At 64.2% G+C, this 25397-nt stretch carries 25 protein-coding genes; 10 read left to right on the top strand and 15 right to left on the bottom strand.

The features are described from left to right. Positions 1–21 precede the first annotated feature (21 nt). From IVA80_RS34290 to IVA80_RS34280, 3 genes are all read left to right on the top strand, one after another. Positions 22–228 (top strand): DUF465 domain-containing protein, encoded by a 207-nt coding sequence (locus IVA80_RS34290; RefSeq protein WP_148771963.1) that lies wholly within the window; start codon positions 22–24, stop codon positions 226–228. Positions 229–344: 116 nt separating this feature from the next. Continuing rightward, on the top strand, positions 345–563 hold the full coding sequence (locus tag IVA80_RS34285; protein WP_247439543.1) for a hypothetical protein: 219 nt from the start codon (positions 345–347) through the stop codon (positions 561–563). A 21-nt stretch (positions 564–584) separates the two neighbouring features. Next, complete coding sequence (locus IVA80_RS34280; protein ID WP_247439542.1) at positions 585–836, top strand: hypothetical protein; 252 nt, start codon at positions 585–587, stop codon at positions 834–836. Between the two features lie 99 nt (positions 837–935). Here the strand turns inward: IVA80_RS34280 and IVA80_RS34275 are convergent, their stop codons facing one another. Next, entirely contained in the window at positions 936–1643 is a 708-nt protein-coding gene (locus tag IVA80_RS34275) for a GGDEF domain-containing protein (protein ID WP_247439541.1), read from the bottom strand. 141 nt (positions 1644–1784) lie between these two features. On the opposite strand from IVA80_RS34275, the gene purE reads away from it, so the two are divergent. Then, entirely contained in the window at positions 1785–2273 is a 489-nt protein-coding gene (purE, locus tag IVA80_RS34270) for a 5-(carboxyamino)imidazole ribonucleotide mutase (protein WP_247439540.1), read from the top strand. Then, complete coding sequence (locus IVA80_RS34265; protein WP_247439539.1) at positions 2270–3376, top strand: 5-(carboxyamino)imidazole ribonucleotide synthase; 1107 nt, start codon at positions 2270–2272, stop codon at positions 3374–3376. The genes purE and IVA80_RS34265 overlap by 4 nt, the downstream gene beginning before the upstream one ends. Positions 3377–3425: 49 nt before the next feature. Here IVA80_RS34265 and aqpZ read toward each other — a convergent pair whose 3' ends face one another. Beyond that, positions 3426–4148 carry an aquaporin Z gene (aqpZ, locus tag IVA80_RS34260; RefSeq protein WP_247439538.1) on the bottom strand — a complete coding sequence of 241 codons (723 nt, stop codon included), beginning with the start codon at positions 4146–4148 and terminating at the stop codon, positions 3426–3428. Positions 4149–4413: 265 nt separating this feature from the next. Here aqpZ and rpsU point away from each other — a divergent pair, with 265 nt between their 5' ends. Next, complete coding sequence (gene rpsU, locus IVA80_RS34255) at positions 4414–4710, top strand: 30S ribosomal protein S21 (RefSeq protein WP_008546194.1); 297 nt, start codon at positions 4414–4416, stop codon at positions 4708–4710. A 126-nt stretch (positions 4711–4836) separates the two neighbouring features. Beyond that, on the top strand, positions 4837–5490 hold the full coding sequence (locus tag IVA80_RS34250) for a tetratricopeptide repeat protein (protein WP_247439537.1): 654 nt from the start codon (positions 4837–4839) through the stop codon (positions 5488–5490). Between the two features lie 55 nt (positions 5491–5545). Here the strand turns inward: IVA80_RS34250 and IVA80_RS34245 are convergent, their stop codons facing one another. From IVA80_RS34245 to IVA80_RS34185, 13 genes are all read right to left on the bottom strand, one after another. Next, positions 5546–6535, bottom strand: coding sequence for a hypothetical protein (locus IVA80_RS34245; RefSeq protein WP_247439536.1), 990 nt, complete (start codon positions 6533–6535; stop codon positions 5546–5548). Positions 6536–6630: 95 nt separating this feature from the next. After that, positions 6631–6915, bottom strand: coding sequence for a cupin domain-containing protein (locus tag IVA80_RS34240; RefSeq protein ID WP_247439535.1), 285 nt, complete (start codon positions 6913–6915; stop codon positions 6631–6633). Positions 6916–6971: 56 nt separating this feature from the next. Continuing rightward, on the bottom strand, positions 6972–8069 hold the full coding sequence (locus IVA80_RS34235) for an ionic transporter y4hA (RefSeq protein ID WP_247439534.1): 1098 nt from the start codon (positions 8067–8069) through the stop codon (positions 6972–6974). 137 nt (positions 8070–8206) lie between these two features. After that, on the bottom strand, positions 8207–9685 hold the full coding sequence (locus IVA80_RS34230) for a sodium:proton antiporter (protein ID WP_247439533.1): 1479 nt from the start codon (positions 9683–9685) through the stop codon (positions 8207–8209). Beyond that, positions 9639–10436, bottom strand: coding sequence for an alpha/beta hydrolase (locus IVA80_RS34225; RefSeq protein WP_247439532.1), 798 nt, complete (start codon positions 10434–10436; stop codon positions 9639–9641). Before IVA80_RS34225 ends, IVA80_RS34230 begins: the two co-directional genes overlap by 47 nt. Before the next feature lie 23 nt (positions 10437–10459). Continuing rightward, positions 10460–10630 carry a hypothetical protein gene (locus IVA80_RS34220; protein ID WP_247439531.1) on the bottom strand — a complete coding sequence of 57 codons (171 nt, stop codon included), beginning with the start codon at positions 10628–10630 and terminating at the stop codon, positions 10460–10462. A gap of 18 nt (positions 10631–10648) precedes the next feature. After that, positions 10649–12046 carry an NAD(P)(+) transhydrogenase (Re/Si-specific) subunit beta gene (locus IVA80_RS34215; protein WP_247439530.1) on the bottom strand — a complete coding sequence of 466 codons (1398 nt, stop codon included), beginning with the start codon at positions 12044–12046 and terminating at the stop codon, positions 10649–10651. Positions 12047–12088: 42 nt separating this feature from the next. Then, positions 12089–12406 carry a proton-translocating transhydrogenase family protein gene (locus tag IVA80_RS34210; protein WP_018453812.1) on the bottom strand — a complete coding sequence of 106 codons (318 nt, stop codon included), beginning with the start codon at positions 12404–12406 and terminating at the stop codon, positions 12089–12091. Positions 12407–12427: 21 nt separating this feature from the next. Further along, positions 12428–13558: a Re/Si-specific NAD(P)(+) transhydrogenase subunit alpha gene (locus IVA80_RS34205; RefSeq protein WP_247439529.1), complete on the bottom strand. Its 1131-nt coding sequence runs from the start codon at positions 13556–13558 to the stop codon at positions 12428–12430. 137 nt (positions 13559–13695) lie between these two features. Beyond that, entirely contained in the window at positions 13696–13848 is a 153-nt protein-coding gene (locus tag IVA80_RS34200) for an aa3-type cytochrome c oxidase subunit IV (protein ID WP_247439528.1), read from the bottom strand. 139 nt (positions 13849–13987) lie between these two features. Beyond that, positions 13988–14731, bottom strand: coding sequence for a hypothetical protein (locus tag IVA80_RS34195; protein WP_247439527.1), 744 nt, complete (start codon positions 14729–14731; stop codon positions 13988–13990). A 33-nt stretch (positions 14732–14764) separates the two neighbouring features. Next, complete coding sequence (locus IVA80_RS34190; protein WP_247439526.1) at positions 14765–16972, bottom strand: cell division protein; 2208 nt, start codon at positions 16970–16972, stop codon at positions 14765–14767. Between the two features lie 223 nt (positions 16973–17195). Further along, a complete protein-coding gene (locus tag IVA80_RS34185) occupies positions 17196–19118 on the bottom strand; it encodes a M3 family oligoendopeptidase (RefSeq protein WP_247439525.1) in 1923 nt (640 codons plus the stop codon). Positions 19119–19305: 187 nt separating this feature from the next. Between IVA80_RS34185 and IVA80_RS34180 the strand changes: the two genes are divergently transcribed. The 3 genes from IVA80_RS34180 (at position 19306) to IVA80_RS34170 (ending at position 25267) form a co-directional block, all read left to right on the top strand. Beyond that, complete coding sequence (locus IVA80_RS34180; RefSeq protein ID WP_247439524.1) at positions 19306–20802, top strand: sigma-54 dependent transcriptional regulator; 1497 nt, start codon at positions 19306–19308, stop codon at positions 20800–20802. A gap of 361 nt (positions 20803–21163) precedes the next feature. Next, the gene (locus IVA80_RS34175) at positions 21164–23374 is read left to right on the top strand and encodes a L,D-transpeptidase family protein (protein ID WP_247439523.1); all 2211 of its coding nucleotides are present in this window, start codon (positions 21164–21166) and stop codon (positions 23372–23374) included. Between the two features lie 285 nt (positions 23375–23659). Then, positions 23660–25267: a DUF882 domain-containing protein gene (locus tag IVA80_RS34170; protein WP_247439522.1), complete on the top strand. Its 1608-nt coding sequence runs from the start codon at positions 23660–23662 to the stop codon at positions 25265–25267. The last annotated feature ends 130 nt before the right edge of the window (positions 25268–25397 follow it).

Raw genomic sequence — 25397 nt, 5'->3', positions numbered from 1 at the left:
GGGTTTTCGGCCACCGCAAACATGACCAATGAAGACGAGCGTGAGCTCGAAACCGAGCTCACCCGGTTGCAGCAGGAACACCGAGATCTCGATGCGGCGATCGATGCACTGCATCAATCGCCTGCCCCCGACCTATTGCGGTTACAGCGGCTGAAGAAGCGCAAGCTGTTGTTGCGCGACCGTATCGCGTTCATCGAAGACCAGATCACGCCCGACATCATCGCCTGATCCACAGGGAAAGTTTTGGGGCGGCTCGCCGCATGTAAATCCGCTTGACTCGAAAAGAACAAAATAAGAACATTCGAGCACCCAGAGCCCCAGGAAAACGCCCAAGGACAACGCAGATGTCGGCAACCGCCCTTCTCGACAACAGCCATTATGAACAAGCTTGCGATCAGGCGATCGCCATGTGCGACGGCAATCTGCGCAGCACCATCAAGGCGCTGATCATGGCCAACGAATATCTGGAAGCAGAGCTGGAAGAATTGCGGGCGGCGATCTCAGCCGGCTGCATTCCCGAGACCGCGCCCAGCAAGATGCGGAGCAAGAGCAGCGCCGTCTAAGTTCAACACCGGAGCAACGCCATGTCGGATGTGACCTACTACGTTGCAATGCCCTTCCTGATCGATGCCGACGGATCGCCGGTCGCGGGCGCTGCGGAGGAATGCCAGAGCTCGACGGCCGCGTTGCGGCGCGCCGAGATCCTGGCGCACGGTGCAGGCCATACCGGCGCGGTTGCATTCAGCCGCAGCGGCGATCCCATGACCGGCGAATTCGGCGACGCCACGCTGCTGCGCAAATTCGGCAATGTGCCGGACGATCTGGCTACGCTGTAAGGGTTATTGTTTGAGCATGATCTCTGCGCAAACGCTCTGTGTTTGTCGCAAAGGAAAACCGCTGCACATTTTGCACTGACGCGACCCTTCGGGTCCGGATCATGCTCTAATGACTGACCACCCGATCCGCGGCTCGTGCCGCCGGTGTGCCTTGCGCACATACATGGCGGCATCGGCCTCCTCCAGCGCACGGCCTGCATCGGACTGCGCCCCCAGCAGCGCGACACCGGCGGAAGCGCCGGCGGTCACGCTCTGACCGCGAAAGGTAAACGACAATTCGTCGATCGCCTGCTCGAAGGCCGCGGCCTTTGCCTTGGCATCGGTCTCGGTGAGATTCCAGAGCAGCAGCGCGAACTCGTCGCCGCCAAGCCGGCCGACCACGTCCGAGGCGCGGACCTGCTGCGTCAGGGTGGCCGCAATCGCCTTGAGCACCTCGTCGCCGGCGGCATGGCCGAAGGAATCGTTGATCGGTTTCAGGCGATCGACGTCGAGTACGATCAGCGCGCCGCTGGCGCGATAGCGCTTCATGTAGGCGATGGCGCGCCCGAGTTCGCGCTCGAAGCCGCGCCGGTTCGGAATTTCGAGCAGGAAATCGGTATCGGCCGCAGCTTCCAATTCCGCGACCCGCCGCTCCGCCTCCTTGAGCCTGCTTCGCAAGCCGCAGACGGTCGCCTCGGTGTCGTCGATGGCCGCCGCTCCGCGCCGCGACGGCTTGGCCGGGCACTTGGGGGCGGCTTTGGATCGGCTGGCGCTGGTTTTCCGGCCCTTTTTGGCCTTCGCAGCGCTTGCCCTTGTTGGTTTCTTCATGGGCATCCTGCTCAATGAAGGCTTGCGGGGATTCACCAAGACAGGATAGTGCATTCCCTTCTCCTTGCCACCGCCTTGCGAGTCACCGGCCGGAACCGTTAATCTGGCCTATCTTTCTGTTTTCCGAGCACAATTGACGTCATGACCGCGCCGATCGCCATCATCATGGGAAGCCAGTCGGACTGGGAGACGATGCGGCACGCCGCCGACACGCTCGCAGCGCTCGGCGTTGCCGCCGAGGCCCGCGTCGTTTCGGCACACCGCACCCCCGACCGGCTGTTTGCCTTCGCCAAGGGTGCCAAGGCGGCAGGCTACAAGGTCATCATTGCCGGCGCGGGCGGCGCTGCGCATCTGCCCGGCATGGCGGCAGCGCTGACGGAACTGCCCGTGTTCGGCGTTCCCGTCGAATCCAGGACCCTCAAGGGCATCGATTCGCTCTATTCGATCGTGCAGATGCCTGCCGGCATCCCGGTCGGCACCCTCGCCATCGGCAAGGCCGGCGCGATCAACGCGGCGCTGCTTGCAGCCTCCGTGCTGGCATTGTCCGACCCGGCCCTGTCCGACCGCCTTGTCGCCTGGCGCAAGGCACAGACCGAGGCGGTTGCCGAGCGCCCGGAGGGCAAGGCGTGACTGACGCAAAACAGGTGAAGCTGAAGCCCGGCGACACCGTCGGAATCCTCGGCGGCGGACAATTGGGGCGGATGCTGGCCATGGCTGCGGCACGGCTCGGCCTGCGCTGCCAGGTATTCTCGCCCGATCCGGACTCGCCGGCCTTCGACGTCGTGCTGAACGCGACCTGCGCCGAATATGCCGATGTCGAAGCACTCGAGCTGTTCGCCAACGACGTCGACGTCATCACCTACGAATTCGAGAACGTGCCGTCTGCCGCCGCGATGGTGCTGGACGCGCGCCGCCCGGTGCTGCCCAACCGCAAGGTCCTCGAGACCACCCAGGATCGGCTCGCCGAGAAGGATTTCGTGACGCGGCTCGGCATCGGCACCGCAGCCTATGCCGATGTCACCTCGGTCCCCTCGCTGCGCGAGGCGATCGCCCGGATCGGCCTTCCGGCCGTGCTGAAGACCCGCCGCTTCGGCTATGACGGCAAGGGCCAAGCCATCATCCGCGAGGGCGACGACATCGCCAAGGTGTGGACCAGTCTCGCCACCAAATCGGCGATCCTGGAAGCGTTCGTGCCCTTCGAGCGCGAGATTTCCGTGATCGCCGCGCGCTCGACCACGGGCCAGGTCGAATGTTTCGACGTCACCGAGAACGAGCACCGCGACCACATTCTGAAGATATCCCGCGCGCCCGCGCCGATCCCGGACGCGCTGGCCGAGGAGGCACGCAGCATCGCCGGCAGGATCGCCAGCGCGCTCGACTATGTCGGCGTGCTCGCGGTCGAGATGTTCGTGCTCGCCAACGGCACCGGGCCGAAGGTGCTGGTCAACGAGATCGCCCCGCGCGTGCACAATTCCGGGCATTGGACCCTCGACGGCGCCTCGGTCTCGCAGTTCGAGCAGCACATTCGGGCCATTGCCGGCTGGCCGCTCGGCAAGGCCGTGCGCCACGGCGAAATCGTCACCATGACCAATCTGATCGGCGACGAGATCAACGATTACGAGAAGTGGCTGACCGTCCCGGGCGCGACCGTGCACATCTACGGCAAGGGCGCGCCGCGTCCCGGCCGTAAGATGGGCCACGTCACCGAAGTCAGGTCGACGAAGGGCAAGTAGCGGGACCAAGTAGCGGGACCGCGGCGCATGCTGCGATCCCGCCTTTCGATCAGGCCGTCTTCACGCCCGTGACGACGCCTGACGGGTCCTCGCTGAGCCAGCGATAGACCACCCCGCCCAGCGCGCCGCCGATCAGTGGTGCGACCCAGAACAGCCAGAGCTGCGACAGCGCCCAGCCGCCGACGAACAGCGCGGGCCCCGTGCTCCGCGCCGGGTTCACGGACGTATTGGTGACAGGAATGCTGACGAGATGGATCATCACCAGCGCAAGCCCGATCGCGAGCGGGGCGAAGCCCGCGGGCGCGCGGCCATGGGTGGCGCCCATGATGACGAACAGGAACATCATGGTCATCACCACCTCGGTGACGAAGCAGACGACCATGCTGTACTGGCCCGGCGAATGCGCGCCGTAGCCGTTCGAGGCGAAGCCCTTGGTGACGTCGAATCCGGGAGCACCGCTGGCGATCACATAGAGCAGCTCGGCGGCAACGATCGCGCCGCAGACCTGCGCGATCACATAAGGCAGAATCTGTCCTGCCGGGAAGCGTCCGCCAGCGGCAAGCCCGACGGTGACGGCGGGGTTGAGGTGGCAGCCCGAGATGTGCCCGATCGCGTAGGCCATGGTGACGACGCTTAAGCCGAACGCCAGGGACACGCCGACCAGGCCGATCCCGACCTGGGGAAAGCCGGCCGCGATCACGGCGCTGCCGCAGCCTGCGAATGTGAGCCAGAATGTGCCGATGGCCTCGGCAGCGTATTTCTTCATATCCATGTCGGCGTTTCCCCTGATTCCTGGATTTCCGGAAACAAAGCTCCGGGAACTGCCCCGCCCTTGGCGCTAAACCGCCCAAATCGGGGCTGTACAAGGGTATTTTCGCCGCATTTAATGGCTGAACTTGGTCCGAAAACCTGCTTGGCAGGTGGACATCGCAGGTTTTGTCTGATACATCCGCGCCCTCAAGGTTAAGGGCTTGCGCGTTCCGCCATCCCCTTTGACTTACCAGAATTCAAATCCGATCCACTGAAGAGGATGCCGCGTGCAGGTTCTCGTTCGCGATAACAATGTCGATCAAGCCCTCAAGGCGCTGAAGAAAAAGATGCAGCGCGAGGGAATTTTCCGCGAGATGAAGCTCCGCGGTCATTACGAGAAGCCCTCCGAGAAGAAGGCCCGTGAAAAGGCCGAAGCCGTGCGCCGCGCGCGCAAGCTGGCCCGCAAGAAGCTCCAGCGTGAAGGCCTGCTGCCGATGAAGCCGAAGCCGGTGTTCGGCGCTGGTCCGGGCGGTGATCGTGGCGGCCGCGGCGGCCCAGGTGCAGGTCCGCGCGGACCGCGCTGATTTTGCCTGACTTGCAAGATTGAGTTTTCGATGACGCGGGCCCCTGGCCCGCGTTATTGTTTTGTGAGCGGTGCCTTCTCTGGGACGGGGGCACTACCGATGCGGCACCAGCGCGAGCAACCGGAGATGGCCTCCCCTTTCCCCGAGCGCGGCTTGGCGCGGCTACGCCAGATCTGGCGGCAGCCGGTCGCGCTCGGTTTGATGGGGGTTGTGCTGTGCGGCTGCTCCTTCGACCTGGGCTCCCTGATGCCGGAGAAGGAGAAGCCGCAGGAGGCGCCTAAGGCGGCTGCGACGGCCACCGACAGCGCGGTCAGCGCCGGCAATGTCAGCGAGGCCCAGGCCCACACCGCTAAAGGCCAGACCCTGGCGAAGTCAGGAGAGACGGCTGGCGCGCTGGACGAGTTCAACCGTGCGGTCGCGCTCGATCCCTATAATGCACAGGCACTTTATGGCCGCGCCCTGATCTATCAGGGCAACAATGAGCATAGCTTTGCCATCGCAGATTTCGGAGCCGCCAACGGGCTCAATCCGCAAAAGGTCGAGCCGTTGCTCGGCCGCGCCACCAGCTATCTCGCCGTCGGCAAGGTCCAGGAAGCGGCGGCCGATCTGGATGAGGCCTCCGAGGCCGATCCGCACAATGCACAGGTGTGGACCGTGCGGGGACAGGCCTATGAACGGATGGGTGACAAGGCCAAGGCGGCCGCGTCCTACAACAAGGCGGTCGCCCTTCGTCCACGTGACGACGCCGCCCGTAGCGGCCTTGCCCGCGTCGGCGGCTGACAGCGCGGCCAAGCCCCCCATTCTAAGCCAAGCCGCCCTAAGCCAAGCCGCCGTCTTAATCGGGAGTGTCGCTCTTCGGCAGGACGGAGTGGAACATCGACTTCATGCCCGACAGCATCTCGTCGGCAACATTGGTCTTCCTCGGCCGCGGCGTGGTCGCGCCTGCATCGGCGCGCAGATCGAGCGGCGGAGCGATCATCGGCACCGGAATGTCGGCCGGCGGCGTCATCCGATTCGGATCGTCATTGCCGATCGAGGCGGTGTAGGGCGGATTGGCCGGCGACGAGCCGCCATTGCCATAGGCTTCCGGTGAAGACGTCGAGACCGTGATCGGCGGCGGCAGCGGGCGGAGCGTTGACGGCTCCGCCGTGATGGCACGCGGAGCTTCCGGGGAGCGGGCGGCTTCCCGCACCGCAGGCTCCGGCGTCCTCTCGGAAGACCTGGTTTCGGAAGACCTGGTTTCGGAAGACCTGGTTTCGGAAGGCCTGGCTTCGGAAGGCCTGGCTTCGGAAGATCTGGCCTCAGCGGCCTTGCCCTCAGGCGACTTGCGCAGGCGCTCGATGGCGGCGCGCGCGAGATCGTTGGCATCGGGGCTCGCTGCCGGCGAAGCCGGTGCCGAATTGGCTTCGACCACCGGGGCAGTGGCGGGAGCCGCGACAGCCGGAGCGGACTTGGCGGCCGCCTTCTCACGCGCCGGGCTGCGGCCGCGCGGGCCGGTCTCGGCGGGAGCAACGTCCGCGGCTTTGGCCTCGGCCGGCCGTTCGCCGGATTTGTCGGCGGGCTTCTCGGCCGACGCCTTATCGGTCACGCTCTTCTCGGAGATGCTCTTCTCGGAGACACCCTTGGCCTTGACACCGGGCGCCGGGAGATGGGCCACGTCGGAAGGCTTGCCGCTCTTGCCGGCATCGGCAGGCGCTATCACGGCCGCAGGGACATCGGCCGCCGGCTTAGCGTTGATGTAGTGATTAACGATGTAAGCCCCGATGATCGTCGCGAGCACCGAGGGTAAAATATCCATCGAGATTTTAGCGAAGTATTTCAGCATTTCTCGGCCACTCCCCGCGCGATCAGATGCGGGAACTTTGGGGCATTGTAAGGGATCAACTGCGACGGATCGATGGCAAAGGGTAACGCTCCCCTTTACGGCTTCAGCTCGATCTCAAGGAACACGATCTCGGTTGAGGTTTCGTTAAGTACGTCATGTTGGACCCCAGCCTTTCGGAAATAGGATTGTCCGGCCGCAAGCTGCGCCTTGGAACGCTCGCCGCCGGGCGCCACGAGGGTCATCTCGCCGGCGACGACGGGAACGATGACATAGTCCATGCCGTGGGTGTGATGCCCGGTGGCGCTGTTTGGAGCGAGCCGCCACTCGGTCACCCGAACCTGCTCGTTGTCGATCTGAACCTCGGACCTGGCGGCAAGCATCGGAACTCTCCTGGGCGTCATCCGGACCCGAAGGGCCGCGTTGGGGCAAAGTGGGTTCAGGGCACGAAAACCATGAACACGTAGACGGCAAATACCACCATATGGACCAGTCCGAACAGCACATTGGTCCTGCCGGTGCCGAAGGTCATCATGCTCAGAAAGAAGGTCAGGAGCAACAGCACGCTGCCCTGGGCGCTGAGGCCGAGCTCGAGCTCTTTGTCGAGCGCGTAGGTGGCGACGCCAACGGCTGGGATGGTCAGCCCGATGGTGGCGAGCGACGACCCGAGCGCGAGGTTGATGCTCTTCTGGAGGTCGTTCTTGCGGGCCGCCGAGACGGCCGCGACGCCTTCCGGCAACAGGATCAGGAGCGCGACCAGAAGTCCGGCAAAGGCAGGCGGCGCACCGATCTTGGCCGCGACGGCATCGACCACCAACGAGAATTTCTTGGCGAGCAGCACGACCGCCAGCAGCGCAATCAGCAGCAACACGATACTGAGAACGAGCATCCTGCTTGACAGATGCGCCTCGCCGCTCCCGCCGTCCGCCCGTTCGTGGACGAAGTAATCCTTGTGCAGGACGGTCTGGGTGTAGAGAAACACCCCGTACAGCGCGAGCGTGACCACGTCGACGAAACCGAGCTGAACCGCAGAATAGACCGGGCCCGGCGTGGTGGTCGTGTAGTTCGGCATGACCAGCGTGATGGTCGCGAGGGCGAACAGGACGCTGAGATAGACGTTGGCCCCGGAGAGCTGAAAGCCCTGCTCGCGATAGCGCAGGCCGCCGATGAAGATGCAGAGCCCGACGAGGCCATTGCAGACGATCATGACCACGGCGAACACTGTGTCGCGCGCCAGTTCCGGGGCAGGCTTGTCGCCCAGCATGATCGTGGTGATCAGCGCGACCTCGATGATGGTCACCGAGAGCGTCAGCACCAGCGTGCCATAGGGTTCGCCGACCCGTTCCGCGATCACTTCGGCATGATGAACCGCGGCGAACACCGTGCCGAACAGGATGACCAGGAGGACGAGGGCGAAGACGAGCCCGCCGAACGACAGCGTGAACACATAGTCCGTCGCGCTGACGACTGCGAACAGCAGCACGGCCAGGCCCGGAAAGATCCAGGCCGACCGGGGCATCTGGCTATGCGCACTCATCCACTGCTCCAACTACTTCGAGCATGATCCGGAAAAGTGTGTCGCGGTTTTCCGAAAGGATCATGCTCAGACGAAAAGCCTAAGGTGCGATGAATTCATCGCACCTTAGGCGAGCAGTAGCAAATCGGCCGGCAGATTCAATGCCAGTGCAGGATCGGCGCGATCGGTAGCAGCGTCAGCAGCAGGAACAGCGGGATCAGTACGGCGCCGGCGCGCAGCAGATAGCCGAAGAAGCTCGGCATCTCGATGCCGTTCTCGCTGGCAATGCTGCTGACCATGAAGTTCGGCGCGTTGCCGATATAGGTGAGTGCACCCATGTAGACCGCGCCCATGGAGATCGAGGCGAGCGTGCCCGAGAGCTCATGCATCAACACCTGCGGGTCGCCGCCGGCGAGCTCGAAGAACAACAGATAGGTCGGCGCATTGTCGAGAAACGCCGACATCAGGCCGGTGAACCAGAAATAGGCAACCTCGCGCGGCGCACCGTCCGGTGTCGTCACCGCCGACAACAGCCACGCGAAGGCGCCGTGACGGCCGGCATTGAGCATGGCAATGACCGGAATGATGGCGACGAAAATGCCCGCGAACAGCTTTGCGACTTCGCGGATCGGCTCCCAAGTGAAGCCGTTAGCCTGCCTGTGCTCGTCGGGCGTCAGCCACACCGAGATCGCCGCAATGGCCAGCAGCGCCACGTTGCGCACGATGTCTTCCAGCTCCAGCCCGGTTCCGAGAATGTCGAAGGCAGTGCCGGGCTTCCACATCGCCGAGACCAGCAGGCTCGCGACGATGGCTGCGATCAGCACCAGGTTGACGAGGCCGCGGATGCGGACCGGCTTCGCGGGGCCGGCGTCGCCGGGCGGCGGCTCGCTGCGGAAGCGCCAGACGTCGATGACGACAAAGATCGCGAGCAGCAGTGCGGCAACGATCGTGGTCTGCAGCCAGATGGTCTGCGTGGTCCAAAAGAAATCGACGCCGTGCAGGAAGCCGACGAACAGCGGGGGATCGCCGAGCGGACTCAGCGCGCCGCCGACATTGGCGACCAGGATGATGAAGAAGATCACGACATGAGTGTTGTGGCGCCGCGACCGGTTGGCCCGGATCAGCGGACGAATCAGGATCATCGCGGCACCCGTGGTGCCGACGATACTCGCCATCAAGGTGCCGAGCGCGAGGATGGCGGCATTGGCCGCCGGCGTCGCCTTGATATCACCCGTGATGAGAACGCCCCCGGCCACGACGTAGAGCGAGAACAACAGTACGATGAAGCCGAGATATTCGGCGAGCATGGCGTGAACGAGCGCCGACAGCGCCGCCATGCTCCCGGCCGAAATGACGAGGGAGGCGAGCGCCAGCAGCGACCAGGCTGCGGCGATCTTGCCGTAATGATGGTGCCAGAATTTTGCAAACAGCAGCGGCCCGAGCGCGATCGATAGCAACAGCCCAGCAAAGGGCAGCGCATAGGGCCAATGCATCGCAGCGCCATCGAGCCCGGTGGCGGCCCATGCGTGCTGCGGCAACAGCGTGAGGGTCGTGGCGAGGGCTACGCTCCAGCGCCGCGTGACGATCCGTTTAGGGTTCAATGAAGCGCCTTGCCGTTTCGATCGCACCGAAAGCATCGAGATTGTCGTGTCCGCCGCCCGCAAAGCGAACGAACTGCTTCGGTTCATGCGCGAGCGCGAACAGACGCTCTCCGAACACGATCGAAATGGCAAGGTCGTTGCTGCCATGCATGACCAGGAGCGGCACCGTGACGCGCATGATGCGCTCGTCGGAACGAAATGGATCGCGCATCAGCAGGCGCACCGGAACGAACCAGAACGATGAAGCTGCAACGTCGACCGTCGACGTATAGGGGGCTTCCAGGATGAGTTTTCCAACACGATGCTCCGAGGCGAGCGCAACCGCCGCGCCCGTTCCGAGCGAAAAGCCCCAGGCGACGATTCGTTCCGCGGCGTAGTGCGCAGTCGTGAAGGCGTAGGCGGCTGCGGCATCCCGCAGCAGGCCCTCCTCGCTCGGCGCGCCGCTCGAACCGGCATAACCGCGATAGGACAGCGCGACGAGGCCGGTGCCGTCTGCGGTCATGGCCTTGAAGCGGCTGACACGGCCGGCGAGAAAATCGCCGTTGCCCGGAAAATACAGGATGACGGGACGGCCCGGCTTCGCCGGCACGTGCCAGGCGATGACCTTCTCGCCGTCGGAGGTGGCCAGGACATGCTCTTCGGCCTCGGGGAGGCCTACGGCACCCGGCGCGGTGCGACCGACGGGCGGGATCGGAAACAGCATCTCGCGCTGTCGGATGTACAGCACGAGGAGACCGGCGCAATAGACGGTCGCGAGCAGGATGGCGATCCATTTGACGATGGTCATGATGACGCGGCCGGTCCCCCGATTCAGGGCTTGCGACGGCTCCGCAGCAATTTCATGACGTCGAACCGGAGGCTCGCCGGAATATCGCGGCAGCCGCATGCCGCGTTGTGGGCGGCATGCCATTTGACGCGCTGCTCGCGCGCCGCTTTGGGCGGCATGCGATGGGACTGGTGCCATTGCTTGTTGATGGCCACAGTCCGCTTCCTTCCGCCCTACATCGCCTTGACGATGTTCTCAGTGACCTTCTTGGCGTCGCCGAGCAGCATCATGGTGTTGTCGCGATAGAACAGCGGATTGTCGATACCGGCATAGCCCGAGGCGAGCGAGCGCTTGATGAACATCACGGTGCCGGCCTTCCAGACCTGGAGGACGGGCATGCCGTAGATCGGCGAGGTCTTGTCCTCTTCGGCCGCCGGGTTGGTGACGTCGTTGGCGCCAATCACGAAGGCGATGTCGGCCTGCGCGAATTCGGAGTTGATGTCCTCGAGCTCGAACACCTCGTCGTAAGGGACGTTGGCTTCGGCGAGCAGCACGTTCATGTGCCCAGGCATGCGGCCCGCGACCGGATGAATGGCGTACTTCACCTCGACGCCTTCTTTCTTCAGGATGTCGCCCATTTCGCGCAGCGCATGCTGGGCCTGCGCCACCGCCATGCCGTAGCCGGGCACGATGATGACCTTCTGCGCGTTCTTCATGATGAAGGCGGCGTCGTCGGCCGAGCCGAGCTTGGCGGGCTTCTGCTCGCCTGTCGCTCCGCCGGCTGCGGCGGTCTCGCCGCCGAAGCCGCCGAGGATGACCGAAATGAAGGACCGGTTCATCGCGTGGCACATGATGTAGGACAGGATCGCGCCGGATGAGCCGACCAGCGCGCCGGTGATGATCAGCGCCGAGTTGCCGAGCGTGAAGCCGATGCCGGCCGCGGCCCAGCCCGAATAGGAGTTGAGCATCGAGATCACGACCGGCATGTCGGCGCCGCCGATCGGGACGATCATGAGCACGCCGAGCGCCAGCGCGATGATGACGATCAGCCAGAAGTCGAGCGCGCTGCCGGTCAGCACGAGACCGACGATGAAGAACACCAGCGCCACGGCGAGCGCGACGTTGATGATATGGCGGAACGGCAGGATGATCGGCGCGCCGCTCATCCGCGCGGACAGCTTCAGGAATGCGATCACCGAGCCGGTGAAGGTCAGGGCGCCGATGGCGACGCCGAGCGACATCTCGACCAGGCTCTGCGGATGGATGTTGCCGGGCGTTCCGATGTCGAAGGCCTCGGGCGCGTAGAACGCGCCGGCGGCGACCAGCACCGCGGCCATGCCGACCAGCGAGTGGAAGGCGGCGACCAATTCCGGCATCGAGGTCATCGGCACGCGCCGCGCAATCACGGCGCCGACGCTGCCGCCGATCGCGATGCCAAGAATCACGAGGATCCAGGCAAGGCCGTCGGCCGGCGGATGGCTGGCCAGCGTGGTCGCAACCGCGATCCCCATGCCGATCATGCCGAGGAAATTGCCCTGCCGGGATGAGGCGGGACTGGACAGCCCGCGCAGTGACAGGATGAACAGCACACCCGCCACGAGATACAGAACTGCAGCCAGATTGGCGTTCATCTCAGGTCCCCTTTGTCTTCGTCACCCCGAGGTGCACGCCGCTCACTTCACCTTCTTCTTGTACATCGCCAGCATGCGCTGGGTGACAAGGAAGCCGCCGAAGATATTTACGCAGGCGAAAATGAGCGCGATGAAGCCGAAGCCGCGCGCCCAGCCCGAGCCGCTCGAGATCATGCCGACGCCGACCGCGAGCAGCGCGCCGACCACGATCACCGAGGAGATCGCGTTGGTCACGCTCATTAGCGGCGTGTGCAGCGCCGGGGTTACCGACCACACCACGAAATAACCGACGAAGACGGCGAGAACGAAAATCGACAGCCGGAAGACGAAGGGGTCGACGACCTGTGCAACATGCTCCATGGCGGCTCTCCTTAGGCCCAATTAAGCCGATTTGGGCTGAAAGTTCGGGTGGATCACGGCCCCGTCTTTGGTCAACGCGGTCGCCTTCACGAGTTCATCGTCCCAATTCACGGCCAGCGCCTTGCTACTTTTGTCGATCATGGTCTCGATGAAATTGAACAGGTTGCGCGCGTAAAGGCTGGAAGCCGACGCCGCGACGCGGCCCGCGACGTTGGTGTAGCCGACGATCTTGATGCCATCGACCTCGGCGACCTCGCCCGGCCTCGCGCCTTCGACGTTGCCGCCGCGCTCGACCGCGAGATCGACCAGCACCGAACCGGGTTTCATCGACTTGACCATCTCGGCCGAGACCAGCTTCGGCGCCGGCCGCCCCGGAATCAGCGCGGTCGTGATCACGATGTCCTGCTTCTTGATGTGCTCGGCGGTGAGCGCCGCCTGCTTGGCCTGGTACTCCTTGGACATTTCCTTGGCGTAGCCGCCGGCGGTCTGCGCGTTCTTGAATTCCTCGTCCTCGACGGCGAGGAATTTCGCGCCGAGCGATTCCACCTGCTCCTTGGTCGCGGGCCGCACGTCGGTCGCGGTGACGACGGCGCCGAGCCGCCGCGCCGTCGCGATCGCCTGGAGGCCGGCGACGCCGACACCCATCACGAACACCTTGGCGGCGGGCACGGTGCCGGCGGCCGTCATCATCATCGGGAAGGCGCGGCCGAAGGCCTCGGCGCCCTCGATCACGGCGCGGTAGCCGGCAAGGTTTGCCTGCGAGGACAGCACATCCATCACCTGCGCACGGGTGATGCGCGGCATCAGCTCCATCGCGAAGGCGGAGACGCCGGCATCGGCGATCGTCTTCAGCGCAGCCTCGTTGCCGTAGGGGTCCATGATGGCGATGACGAGCGCACCGCGCTTGTACTGCGCGAGCTCGGACGCCTCGGGGCGCTTCACCTTGATGATGATGTCGGCGTCCTTCAGCGCATCGGCGCTGACGGTGGCGCCGACGGCGGTGAATTCGGAATCCGGCAGGCCCGATTTGAGGCCGGCGCCCGGCTCAACGGCGATCTCGGCGCCCAACGCCTTGAACTTCTTCACCGTATCAGGCGAAGCGGCGACACGCGGCTCCGACGGGTCGATTTCCTTGGCAACGGCGATCTTCATGGGCCCTCCGGCGACGCGGGAAAAAGCGCGCACGCGAACTTAGCGTTACTCCCGCAACGTTGGATACCGGTTTTAGAACCGGCTTGAATGCAAATTTTATGGGCACCGACGACGCTGGCGGTGCAGCAGGCGATGAATCAGGTCAGGAAGATCGCCATCAGGATCATGATGAGCGCGACCGAGGCCGTGCCGTACTTCACCAGCTTGATGAAGCCCTCATAGGTCTGCTCGTGGGCAACGTAGTCGTTGCCGTCGGCGGTGGTGTACGCCACTTCGCGATGGTCAGCCATGTATTGTCCCCAGTCGAAAGTCGAATTCTTGGGCTGGATACCGCAAACCTTCGGGCAGGGCAACGGCACCAATGCGCGGTTTTCGGGCAAATCAGGTCATTTGGAATTCCGATTGCCGGGAAACCGGCGCTCGCGCGGCTCAGCCCTGATCGATCATCGTGGCGGTGACGCTCGCGGTCCGTCGCTGGGGTATCGCAAGACCGAGCGCCTCGCGTACCGCATCGATCGCCGGCTCGCCGGCTTCGGTGAACCGGGCCGTATGCGGGACCGTGCCGCGACCGACCGCCACCGGATTGGCACCGGACAGGAAGCCGTGAGCCATGTGGAAGCCCAGCGCACGATAAACCTCGAACTGCTCTTCCGAGAAGAACTGGTCACCCGTGGTCTCGTGCGGGAAGCGGTCGTTTCGCCGTGCGTAGTCCCGGATATAGTCGTTCTCGTCGCCATTGAGCGACGATTTGACATAAACGAGATAACCCCGCTCGTCCCCTCCATAGTCGATGGTGCCGATTGCGACGTGGACGAGGTCTCGCGCAGTCTCGTCATGTTCGTCGGCCGCGCCGGGATCACCCGCCTTGTCGGCATTGCGCGCCATCAGCGCACGCGTGCGCTCGCGAATCGGCATCCATGGCAGGTCGATCCGGACCCCGAGATCGATGCGGGCGTAACGCTGCAACGTCATCAGGGAGCCGAAATTCATCGGCGCATCGGCTTCCGCATCGATCGCGATGATCACCTTGCAGCGGCGGCGCAACAGCTCGTAGACGCCGAGATTCTCGATATGGCCACCGTCCGTCAGGTAAACGCTGTCGCTGTTCTCGTACAGGCGCCCCGAGATCTCCGACCAGAAATAGAGTGGCGTGGAGCGGCGCTGCGGCCGCACACGCTCATCGACGTAACGCGGGTTCTTCAGCCATTAGCCAAGCCGGACGTTGAGGAGCGCAAGCGTGGGCGTCAGCGCCTTGATCGAGTTCGAACCCATGTTCGAGGAGGCCGCAGCTCCGGAAATCGCCATTGCAGTGGCGAGATCGAGACTTTGCTCATCGTCCTGCACCAAAGCGGTGGGCGCATAGCCGGTCGCCTCGCTGCCGACGTTCAGGGCGGAGAACACGAAGAAGTCCGCGTTGCGTCCGCGCCGGTTGGCAAAGTCGGAGCCTTGAATATTCAGCGCCGTGTTGATGAGCTGATAGGGCGCGTGCAGCTTCGGCGTAGCCGGCTGCCCTGGAATCCGGGCCGCCTCGGCCGGAGCCGCGTAGAGATCAGTCAGCTTCATGCGATCGAGCGCCCTGAAATCGCGCCCCTGGTCGAGACTGGCTTCGGCGGGCGCGACGCCCCCGTCGGCCGAACGCGTCGGATCGAACAGGAAGGCCTTGCTCAGGCGATCGCGATAGAGCCGATGCAACGAGTTCGCATTCGGCGTCAGGCAGAACGAAATGACGAACAGCAAGACACCGGCGAACATGTACAGGATCACCATCGGAAGGCTGAAGGAGTAGCCGAGTTCCGACGCTTTGCCCTGGAAAAGATTGGGAAAGCGGGCCTGAACCAGATGTCCCGCCTTCTGAGCCAGGAATTCGAGCCACGCGGGAGCATGCCAGGTCGGCGTCAACCGCTCGGTATTGGCCGCGACCGCCGGCGCAGCCGTCGGCATGATCTCGGCTGACAGGGTCCCCTTGCCGGCATCGAACTGGAGCATGCCTGCCAGATTGCCGGACGGCGTGTTCGATTTGGCGCTGGCCAGGCACTCTCTTTGCGAGACAACGCCCAGGGCCGACGGGCACCTCTCGAACAGGTCGTTGGCGATGCCCCAATACGACAGGTAGAGGTATGCGACCCAGATGACGAGCGGAAGCGCAAGGCCCGCGATCCACAGCGCGACCTTGGCGACGACGGCGAGCACCAGCGAACCCCATTGTGAGGATGCGCTGTTGCCCTTCAGCAATTCCACGAATTGCTGCCTGAATGCCGTGACGAAGATACCGATCGGCGCAGCCACCGCCGCGAGCGACTTGATCCAGGTGATCGCAACCGCAGCAGCCGGCCCGCCGATTGCGCTGCTCTCGGCGATATCGAACATCTGCCCCAGCATGAAGGGCTGAAATTCGAAGAAGGCAATCACTGCCAGCAGCATCAGGAAGGTCGCGCCCATGCTCGGCCAATGCGAACGGAACTCCTGCCGCTTTCCGGGACTTGCGAGCGACTGCTTCAGCGCCCATCCGAAAAACAGAACGCCCCCGATGATTGCGATCGCCAGGGTCAGCGCAAAATGCTGGACCTTGAGAAACCGCGCGAAGTCGCACGCGACGCCCAACAACAACGCGATCCCGCCAATGTAGGCGAACACGACGCTGAGACCGCTGCCGCGGACAGAGCGGGAGGTGAGATAGGCAATCCCGCTGCCAAGGAACATCACCAGCGCTATTACCGAGCCGAAGATGCTGAAACCGTAACGATCGATGTCGCTGAAATCGTGCAGTTCGCATAACGTCCTGTTGTTGAGACTGACGCCAAAGATGTTCGCATCCGTCAGGCAGCTCCGCAGCGGCATTGACCAGATGGTGACGGCGGCAAGCAGCAGCACAATCGGTAACGTCAACCCGATATTGGCGACCAGTCCCCGCACGACGATCGCAGCTCCGGTCAGAAGATCGCGGGCACCGGCAGGGATCAGATAGTTGGAATAGTTGCGCAGGTGTCCGACCGATGGCGTGTCGCTGATCTCGGCGGCCGTGACGGTTCCGCCCGAAGGCCTTTTGCCGAATACAAAGCGCCGTGCGGTCGTCATGGTGGCGCTCAGAGAGGTGCCGATATAGCCGCCGCCCGACACCGTGGAGAGATAGTCGATCCGGCCGATCAGGTTGTGGTGGTTCAATGCCTGGAGCACGCCGAGGCAAACGGCCGACGAGCGGATGCCACCGCCGGACAACGCAAGCCCGACGACGTCGAGCAATTCGCAGGGTTGCAGGCCATCGACATCGAGGCGCCGTTCCGGCTCGCGTCGCGTGTTGATCGCCTCGATTTCATCGCAGACGATCTGATGGTGTTTCTCGCACCACGGCGTTTCCTCATCGACGGCAGCGTTTCTCGCCATCGGAACCGGCGCGGTGGGTCCTTGATCGAGCATGGGTGCCTTCCCAGGCAGAAACCGATCAGTCCACAATCAATAGTAGAAAATTCCTTTCCGAATATCTGTTGAATTAGTCTTTCGGGCTTCACGAATGTTCAATCCTACGTAGCAAAAGGCCGGACCCGCCGCGAAGGTCGCGCGGCGCGCACGGATGGAACTCGTGGCCGCAATATTTGCGGCACCCGCATTTTGCACGCTGGGAAGGAACTCGCGCTTCGCCTCAGCCCATCGCCTCGAGCTCGTCGATCATGCCCGCGATCACCGAGAGACCGCCGTCCCAGAATTTGGGATCCTTGGCATCGAGGCCGAACGGCCGCAGCAGTTCGGAATAATGCTTGGTGCCGCCGGCCGCGAGCATGCCGAGATAGCGCTCGGCGAAGCCCTCGGCCGCATTCTCGTAGACGGCATAGAGCGAGTTCACGAGACAATCGCCGAACGCATAAGCGTAGACGTAGAACGGCGAGTGGATGAAGTGCGGGATGTACATCCAGTAGGTCTCGTAGCCCGCCTTGATCTCGATCGCCGGCCCCAGGCTCTCGCCCTGCACCGACAGCCAGATCTCGCCGAGCCGCGTCGCGGTGAGCTCGCCGTTCTTGCGCTCGGTATGGACCGCGCGCTCGAACGAATAGAACGCGATCTGCCGCACCACGGTGTTGATCATGTCCTCGACCTTGCCGGCGAGCAGCGCCTGGCGCTGCTTGACGCTCTTGGTCTGCGCCAGCAGCCGGCGGAAGGTCAGCATCTCGCCAAACACGCTCGCGGTCTCGGCCAGCGTCAGCGGCGTCGGCGCCATCAGTGCGCCGTTTCTTGCAGCCAGCACCTGGTGCACGCCATGGCCGAGCTCATGCGCGAGCGTCATCACGTCGCGCGGCTTACCCTGGTAGTTCATCAGCACGTAAGGGTGCGCCGATGGAGTCGTCGGATGCGAGAACGCGCCGGGCGCCTTGCCGGGACGAACCGGCGCGTCGATCCAGCGATCGGTGAAGAAGCGCTCGGCGATATCGGCCATTTCAGGCGAGAAGCCGCGATAGGCCGTCAGCACCATGTTGCGCGCATCGGGCCAGCCGATGATGTCGGTCGCTGCGAACGGCAGCGGCGCGTTGCGGTCCCAATGAGCCAGCCGCTTCTTGCCGAACCACTTCGCCTTCAGCGCATAATAGCGATGCGACAGTTTTGGATAGGCCGCGCGGACGGAGGCGACCAGCGCATCCACCACCTCACGCTCGACACGATTGTTCAGATGGCGGGAATCCGCCACGTCCTTGAAGCCACGCCAGCGGTCGGAGATGTCCTTGTCCTTGGCGAGCGTGTTGGTGATCAGGGCAAAGGTGCGCTCATTGGCCTTGAACGTCTTGGCGAGCGCTTCCGCCGCGCTCTTGCGCTTGGCGCCGTCGCGGTCCTGCAACAAATTCAGCGTCGGCTCGATCGCGAGCTCCTTGGCCCCGACCTTGAAACGCAGGCCCGAGATAGTCTGGTCGAACAGCCGGTTGAAGGCGGAATAGCCGGTCTGCGACTTCTCCAGAAAGAGCTGCTCGAGCTTGTCGTCGAGCTGATACGGCTTCTCCTTGCGCAGATCCTCGATCCAGGGACGGTAATGCGCGAGCTCGGCGGCCTGCATCGCGCGGTTCAAAATATCGTCATCGATACGGTTGAGCTCGAGCGCGAAGAACAGCAGATGCGTGGACGCCGCCGTCAGGCGCTCCGAGACATCGCCGTAAAACTTTGAAATCTCGGGGTCCACGCTGTCGCCGGCATGGACAAGACCGGCATAGGAGCCGAGACGGCCGGCGAGATCGTCGATCGTCTCATAACGTCGCACCGCCTCGGCGAGCCATTTTCCGCCATGTTCGTTTGCTGTCCCTGTTGCGAGCTTGCCCTTGTAGTCCGTCTCGAACGCGACGCAATCGGCGTCCATCTTCTCGAGATCGCGCGCCACTTCCGGCGCATCGATCCCGGAATAGAGATCGGCGAGGTTCCACTCCGGAAGCTTGCCGGTCTTGCTCGCAGGCCTTGCTGGTGAAGATTTTGCGGCTGAAGACTTTGCGGGTGAAGGCTTGGAGGGTTTGGCCTTGGCGGCGGATTTCTTGGTGCTCGGCTTGCGAAGAGCGGGCTTGCTGGAAGCGGGCTTCTTAAGTGCGGACATTTTGAGAGCGGTCTTTTTGAGAGCGGTCTTTTTGAGAGCGGTGTTGGAGCGCGAATTCATTGTGTGGGAAACCTGTGTTCAACAATCGCGGCGGCGGGCGGGGGCATCAAGGTTTAAGAGTGCGTTAATCGGCTTCGGCCAGAGTGCCCCGATTCGAGACAGATAGTAGTAGCGTGCGGGGAACACCATGGCTGCCAGTATTTTGATCGCCGACGACGACGCCGTAGCCCGCCGGCTGGTCGAGAACATGGTGCAGAAATGCGGCTATGAGACGGTCGTCGTGGACTCCGGCGACGCCGCGATCGCCGCCCTCATCGCGCCCGACGCACCCGCGATCGACGCCGTCATCCTCGATCTCGTGATGCCCGGCCTCGACGGCATGGGCGTGCTGGCTAAAATCCGCGAGGCTGGCCTCAGCGTCCCCGTCATCGTGCAGACCGCCCATGGCGGCATCGACAACGTGATCTCGGCCATGCGCGCCGGCGCGGCCGATTTCGTCGTCAAGCCGGTCGGCCTGGAGCGACTACAAGTTTCTCTGCGCAACGCGCTCAACGCGTCCGCGCTCAAAGGCGAATTGCAGCGCATCCGTCACAGCCGCGAGGGCCGGCTGACCTTCTCCGACGTCATCACCCGCGCCGAGGCGATGGCGGGCGTGATGCGGACCGCGCAGAAGGCGGCAGGCTCGTCGATCCCCGTGCTGATCGAGGGCGAGTCCGGCGTCGGCAAGGAGATGTTCGCACGCGCCATCCATGGCAGCGGCGAGCGCAAGGCAAAGCCGTTCGTCGCCGTCAATTGCGGCGCGATCCCCGATAACCTCGTCGAGTCGATCCTGTTCGGTCACGAGAAGGGCGCCTTCACCGGCGCCACCGAACGGCACACCGGCAAGTTCGTCGAGGCCCATGGCGGTACGCTGTTCCTGGACGAGGTCAGCGAGCTGCCGCTGTCCGCGCAGGTCAAGCTGCTGCGCGCGCTTCAGGAAGGCGCGGTCGAAGCGGTCGGCGGGCGGAAGCCGTTGAAGGTCGACGTGCGTATCGTCTCGGCAACCAACCGTAAGCTGCTGGAGCGGGTGAAGCAGGGCCATTTCCGCGAAGATTTGTTCTATCGCCTCCACGTCCTGCCGCTGACGATCCCCTCGCTGCGGGCGAGGCGTGAGGACATCCCGCATCTGCTCCGGCATTTCCTGGCGCGCTTTGCCGCCGAGGAGAACCGCGTCATCACCGGCATCAGCGGCGAGGCCGTGGCGCACCTCGCCCAGCTCGATTGGCCCGGCAACATCCGCCAGCTCGAAAACGCGGTCTACCGCGCGGTAGTCATGAGCGACGGCGACCAGCTTGGCCTTGCCGACTTCCCCGTGCTCACCTCGCAGCCGCATCACGCGACGGACTTCCCGACCGCACCGCTGATGCTCGAGCCGATCGCGGCGCCCTCGCTGGTGTCAGGTAGCGAAATACCGATCGCACCGCTGCCCCTGGCGGGAACCCTCTCCATGCTGACCCCGACCGGCGACGTCCGCCCGCTGGAGGACATCGAGAACGAGATCATCCGTTTCGCGATCTCGCATTATCGGGGGCAGATGTCCGAGGTTGCCCGCCGCCTCAAAATCGGCCGGTCCACCCTCTACCGCAAACTCGACGAAGCCGGGGTTCCCGGACATGGCGGCAAAAGCGGCGAAGAGACGCACTGAGCCTCATGCGAACGGAGGTTCGAGTGGCGCTGCGACGAGGGCGCAAGCCCTTCGCATTACGGCGAAATTCGGCCGCGCCGTGAACCGTGACTTGGAAGTGACAGACACAGGGAAAAGCGCATGGCGGAAGCGCACGATCCGTTGCCAAAAAGCTTCGTTGAAGTCAGTTTGTCGTGAGCTGTCCCGGGAAGCGCTGGCTGCGAAATCGGGGCCTGTATATCGTCTGCGTGAGATTCGTCCGCATATGAATCGTAGCGTGCAGGCGTGCAACTTTCGAGAGGCCGGCGCGCTTTAGCCGAAGCTGAGAGACGATAACGAAAGCTGTTCCACGAGGAACAGTTCACCCGAGGGGTGCGACACAATGCGTGACTGTTTGAACCACCGTGCAGGCTTTGACCGCGTCTTGATGACGGTCGCGGCGACCTTCCTCGCGGTATCGGCCAGTTCGGCACTGGCGCAGGATCAGGCGCGCAGCAGCGCCGCGGAACTCGCGATCGAAGCCGCGATCCCGCGCCCCGAGCCCGCAAACGTCCCGCCCCCGACCGCCTCCGACATCAAGCTCGACACCACCGCTACGGTCCAGGACTCCGCAACGGAGCCGACGAAGGAACCCCTGAAGGCTGAAGCTGCCCCGGCCCCTGACAAGGTCGAGACCAGGTCTTCCGGCGTCGCTACCACGCCTGCTAGCGAGGCGCCGAAGAGCGAAACGGCCAACACGGCCGAGCCCGCCAAGGCCGACACTGCGACCGCAACACCGGCAGCCCCCGCTGCCGCAGCGGTTCCGGCCGAGCCGCCGAAGGACGTCGCCAAGGAGCAGCCGGCCTCAGAGCCCGTGAAAGCCGCGAGCAACGTCCCCCCCGCCGACCAGCCGGTCGCCGACAAGCTCAAGGACATCATCGGCGCCAAGACCTCGCGCTATCTCGACCGCAAGAACGAGCGCGCCGCCGTCGAGAAGTTCTACGGTGCGCGCGACTTCGCGCCGGTTTGGACCCAGAGTGGCAGCCTGACCGCTGCTGCCAAGGGCGTGATCGCGCGGCTGAAGGATGCCGCCTCCGACGGTCTCAATCCCGCCGACTATCCGGTGCCGGATTTCGCCGCCGCCACGACGCCCGATGCGCTGGCCGATGCCGAGCTGAAGCTCACCGCAAGCATGTTCGACTATGCGCGCCAGGCCCAGAGCGGCCGCATGCACTGGTCACAGGTCAGCGGTGACATCCTCTATCCCGAGCATCCGGTCGACCCGAACGAGGTGCTCGCCAAGGTCACGACCGCAGCCGACGCCTCTGCTGCGCTCGACAGCTACAACCCGCCGCAGAAGCTCTACAAGGAGCTGAAAGCCAAGCTCGCGGAGCTGCGCGGCCAGGGCAACGGCCCGGTGATCGAGATCGCCGACGGTCCGGCGCTGAAATATACCCCGGCCGGCAAGAAGAAGCAGGCTGAAATCGTCGTTGAGGATTCGCGCGTGCCGCAGCTCCGCGCCAAGCTCGGCATCACCGAGAACGCCAGCGATACCCACTATGACGCCACTGTCGCCGAAGCCGTGCGCAAATTCCAGAACGGTGCCGAGATCAAGGCGACCGGCATCCTCGACGACAAGACGGTCAAGGCCATCAACACCCCGAAGCGCGACAAGCAGATCGACGTGGTGCTGGTGAACATGGAGCGCTGGCGCTGGCTGCCGCGCGACCTCGGCGTGCCCTCGCTGGGAGATGCCTATGTCATCCTCAACATTCCCGACTACACGCTGAAGGTGATGCAGCGTGGCCAGCAGGTCTGGACCACCCGCGTCGTCACCGGCAAGCCGGGCACGCATGCGACGCCGCTGCTCACCGAGACGATGAAGTACATCACGGTCAATCCGACCTGGAACGTGCCGCCGTCGATCGTCTACAACGAATATCTGCCGGCGCTTCAGCAGGACCCGACCGTGCTCCAGCGCATGGGCCTCAAGCTCGAACAGAACCGCGACGGCTCCGTGCACATCTCGCAGCCGCCCGGTGAAGCCAACGCGCTCGGCCGCATCCGCTTCAACTTCCCGAACAAGTTCCTGGTCTATCAGCACGACACGCCGGACAAGAATCTGTTCGCCAGGGATGAGCGCGCCTTCAGCCATGGCTGCATGCGCGTGCAGAACCCGGATCAGTACGCCTCCGTGCTGCTCAACATCGCGCTGCCGAACGAGAAGTACACGCCGGAGCGCGTGCGCAGCATGTACGGCAAGAGCGAGATCGACCTGAAATTCCCGACGCCGATCCCGGTCAACATCACCTACCAGACCGCGTTCGTGGACGAGGGCGGCAAGCTGCAATTCCGCAAGGACGTCTATGGCCGCGACGCGACCATGATCAACATCCTGAAGAACGGCCGCGGCAAGGACCTCGAGAACATCGTCGCGCACTCCCAGCCGAGCTATTCGCGCCCGGCGACGACGCTTCCCCCAGGCGTGGCGGTGGCCAGCGGCGGCTTCGGCTCGTCCGGCCCGAACTTCTTCGAGCGGCTGTTCGGGGCGCCGACCCCGCCGCCGGCCCCGGTCGGCCGCCGTCCGCAGCAGCAGCGGGTGTTCACTCGCTGAGGCCTCCGCGATTGGTCTTTTCCTGAAATTTTCTACTAGGATCAGCGACCTCATCCCCTGGATGGGGTCGCTTAACGTTAACCACTCACCACCCGAAGTCGGGCCGCGGGCGTTTTTTCGCCACACTCGGCCGCTTAGGTCTGCAATCTGACTTGGTTTTGGGGACGGGAAGGTCAACCTCGAATTAACCTTCTCGCTTTAAGAAAGCGTTCATCCTCTTTCGCGCGCTAGCGGGGTTGGCGGGAGAGTCCATTTTGAACGCTGGTCGACTGGGTGGGCTCTAACGTGCTGACTGGTCTTGCACGCCAATTCACTGTGCTGTCGTTGTCCCATGCGGGAGTGAAGGCCGGTTTCCGGATCGGCCTCGCTTCCGTATTGCTGCTTGCTGCCGCAGGTTCGGTTCACAACGCCGCCGCGCTGAACGAGACCAAGACGCTTTCCTTCCATCACACCCATTCCGGCGAAGACCTCACCGTCACCTTCAAGCGCGACGGGCGCTTCGACGAAGCGGCGCTGAAGCAGCTCAACCACTTCCTGCGCGACTGGCGCACCCAGGACGAGACGGTCATGGACCGTCACCTGTTCGACATCCTCTGGGAAGTCTATCGCGACGTCGACGGCAAGCAGCCGATCCAGATCATCTCCTCCTACCGTTCCCCCGCCACCAACGCCATGCTCCGCCGCCGCTCCTCCGGCGTGGCGCGCTTCAGCCAGCACATGCTGGGACATGCGATGGACTTCCACATTCCGGGCGTGCCGCTGGAGCAAATCCGCTTCGCCGGCCTGCGCCTTCAGCGCGGCGGCGTCGGCTTCTACCCGACCTCCGGCTCGCCTTTCGTGCATTTGGATACGGGCAGCATCCGGCACTGGCCGCGCATGACGCATGACCAGCTCGCCCGCGTCTTCCCGGACGGCCGCACGGTCCATGTCCCGACCGACGGCACGCCGCTGAAGGGCTATGAGCTCGCCAAGGCCGACATCGAGCGCCGCGGCAACGGCGACGACACCCACGGCAAGCCGAATTTCTTTGCCGCCCTGTTCAAGGGCAAGTCGGCTCCGGCCACCAGCAGCAGCGACGAGGATGACGAGGGCGCGCCCGCCGCAGCTGCGAAGCCGACCCTGGTCGCAGCCGCAGCCAAGCCCGCAGATCCGGTGCCGACACCGCGCGCCAAGCCGCAAGTCGCCACGCTCCAGCTCGCCTCCGCCGATGCGCAGATCTTTGCGCCGCCCAAGCCGAAGCCCGCGCCCGTGGCTGACAAGCCGGCCCCCAAATCTGCTGACGGCAAGCCGGAGACTCCGGCCGACATCATCAATGCCCGCGGCTTCTGGGATACCCCCGCCACGCCGCAACAGGCGACGCCGGCCCAAATCGCCGCGCTGAAGGCGCGCCAGGCGCTTGCGGCTGCAACCGATCCGCAGCCGACCGCGAGCGTCTCCAACGCGACCTATCAGGCCCTGGCCTACGCGCCGGCGTCCGCCTCCACGGTCGACCGCGCCAACGTCGTCGCCGCCTCCGCGCCGATCCCGCGCGCAAGCCGCCCTGCAGCCGCGACGCACGGCCTCGCGCCCGCGACCGAGATCAACTCGGTGGTCGGCAAGAGCATCGACGGCAGAATCGCAACCGCGACCCGCCTCTCCGCCGCCAGAGGCGAGAGCATCTGGCTCAAGATCGTGATGCTGTCGCCGAGCGCCAGCCGCGCGATGTCCGTGACGCTGATGGGCGAGCTCGATACGGCTGCCCTGCGCGGCTATTTCGTCAAGCCACAGGCCGTGATCGCGATGGGCTTTGCCGACGATCCGACGCAGGGCCTGTCCTGCGACGGTTTTACGGGCAGCGCGACCGCGAAACTCGAGACGACATCGTTCGTCGTGCGGACAGCGGCGCTGCGCTGAGGCTGATCGCTATCTCCAAGAATTCAGTCTCGTAGATGGGGTAACGGGCCCCGGGCAGCCTTCCAGCCAAGCCGCGCTAGCTACGGCGCTATTTGTGGCGCGCGTCGCGCGGCTTGGTTGGAAGGCAAGC

The organism is Bradyrhizobium sp. 139, from assembly GCF_023074175.1.
In the GTDB taxonomy this organism is placed as follows: Bacteria; Pseudomonadota; Alphaproteobacteria; order Rhizobiales; family Xanthobacteraceae; genus Bradyrhizobium.
The sequence above is the reverse complement of the archived record's forward strand: the minus strand, read 5'-3'. Positions and strand labels throughout refer to the sequence as shown.

What these genes read in the sequence shown, in the direction of transcription:
- IVA80_RS34290 (WP_148771963.1), top strand. Translation starts at nt 22, where the DNA reads ATGACCAATGAAGACGAGCGTGAGCTCGAAACCGAGCTCACCCGGTTG.
- IVA80_RS34285 (WP_247439543.1), top strand. Translation starts at nt 345, where the DNA reads ATGTCGGCAACCGCCCTTCTCGACAACAGCCATTATGAACAAGCTTGC.
- IVA80_RS34280 (WP_247439542.1), top strand. Translation starts at nt 585, where the DNA reads ATGTCGGATGTGACCTACTACGTTGCAATGCCCTTCCTGATCGATGCC.
- IVA80_RS34275 (WP_247439541.1), bottom strand. Translation starts at nt 1,643, where the DNA reads ATGAAGAAACCAACAAGGGCAAGCGCTGCGAAGGCCAAAAAGGGCCGG.
- purE (WP_247439540.1), top strand. Translation starts at nt 1,785, where the DNA reads ATGACCGCGCCGATCGCCATCATCATGGGAAGCCAGTCGGACTGGGAG.
- aqpZ (WP_247439538.1), bottom strand. Translation starts at nt 4,148, where the DNA reads ATGGATATGAAGAAATACGCTGCCGAGGCCATCGGCACATTCTGGCTC.
- IVA80_RS34250 (WP_247439537.1), top strand. Translation starts at nt 4,837, where the DNA reads ATGGCCTCCCCTTTCCCCGAGCGCGGCTTGGCGCGGCTACGCCAGATC.
- IVA80_RS34245 (WP_247439536.1), bottom strand. Translation starts at nt 6,535, where the DNA reads ATGCTGAAATACTTCGCTAAAATCTCGATGGATATTTTACCCTCGGTG.
- IVA80_RS34240 (WP_247439535.1), bottom strand. Translation starts at nt 6,915, where the DNA reads ATGCTTGCCGCCAGGTCCGAGGTTCAGATCGACAACGAGCAGGTTCGG.
- IVA80_RS34235 (WP_247439534.1), bottom strand. Translation starts at nt 8,069, where the DNA reads ATGAGTGCGCATAGCCAGATGCCCCGGTCGGCCTGGATCTTTCCGGGC.
- IVA80_RS34230 (WP_247439533.1), bottom strand. Translation starts at nt 9,685, where the DNA reads ATGCTTTCGGTGCGATCGAAACGGCAAGGCGCTTCATTGAACCCTAAA.
- IVA80_RS34225 (WP_247439532.1), bottom strand. Translation starts at nt 10,436, where the DNA reads ATGACCATCGTCAAATGGATCGCCATCCTGCTCGCGACCGTCTATTGC.
- IVA80_RS34215 (WP_247439530.1), bottom strand. Translation starts at nt 12,046, where the DNA reads ATGAACGCCAATCTGGCTGCAGTTCTGTATCTCGTGGCGGGTGTGCTG.
- IVA80_RS34210 (WP_018453812.1), bottom strand. Translation starts at nt 12,406, where the DNA reads ATGGAGCATGTTGCACAGGTCGTCGACCCCTTCGTCTTCCGGCTGTCG.
- IVA80_RS34205 (WP_247439529.1), bottom strand. Translation starts at nt 13,558, where the DNA reads ATGAAGATCGCCGTTGCCAAGGAAATCGACCCGTCGGAGCCGCGTGTC.
- IVA80_RS34200 (WP_247439528.1), bottom strand. Translation starts at nt 13,848, where the DNA reads ATGGCTGACCATCGCGAAGTGGCGTACACCACCGCCGACGGCAACGAC.
- IVA80_RS34190 (WP_247439526.1), bottom strand. Translation starts at nt 16,972, where the DNA reads ATGCTCGATCAAGGACCCACCGCGCCGGTTCCGATGGCGAGAAACGCT.
- IVA80_RS34185 (WP_247439525.1), bottom strand. Translation starts at nt 19,118, where the DNA reads ATGTCCGCACTTAAGAAGCCCGCTTCCAGCAAGCCCGCTCTTCGCAAG.
- IVA80_RS34180 (WP_247439524.1), top strand. Translation starts at nt 19,306, where the DNA reads ATGGCTGCCAGTATTTTGATCGCCGACGACGACGCCGTAGCCCGCCGG.
- IVA80_RS34175 (WP_247439523.1), top strand. Translation starts at nt 21,164, where the DNA reads ATGCGTGACTGTTTGAACCACCGTGCAGGCTTTGACCGCGTCTTGATG.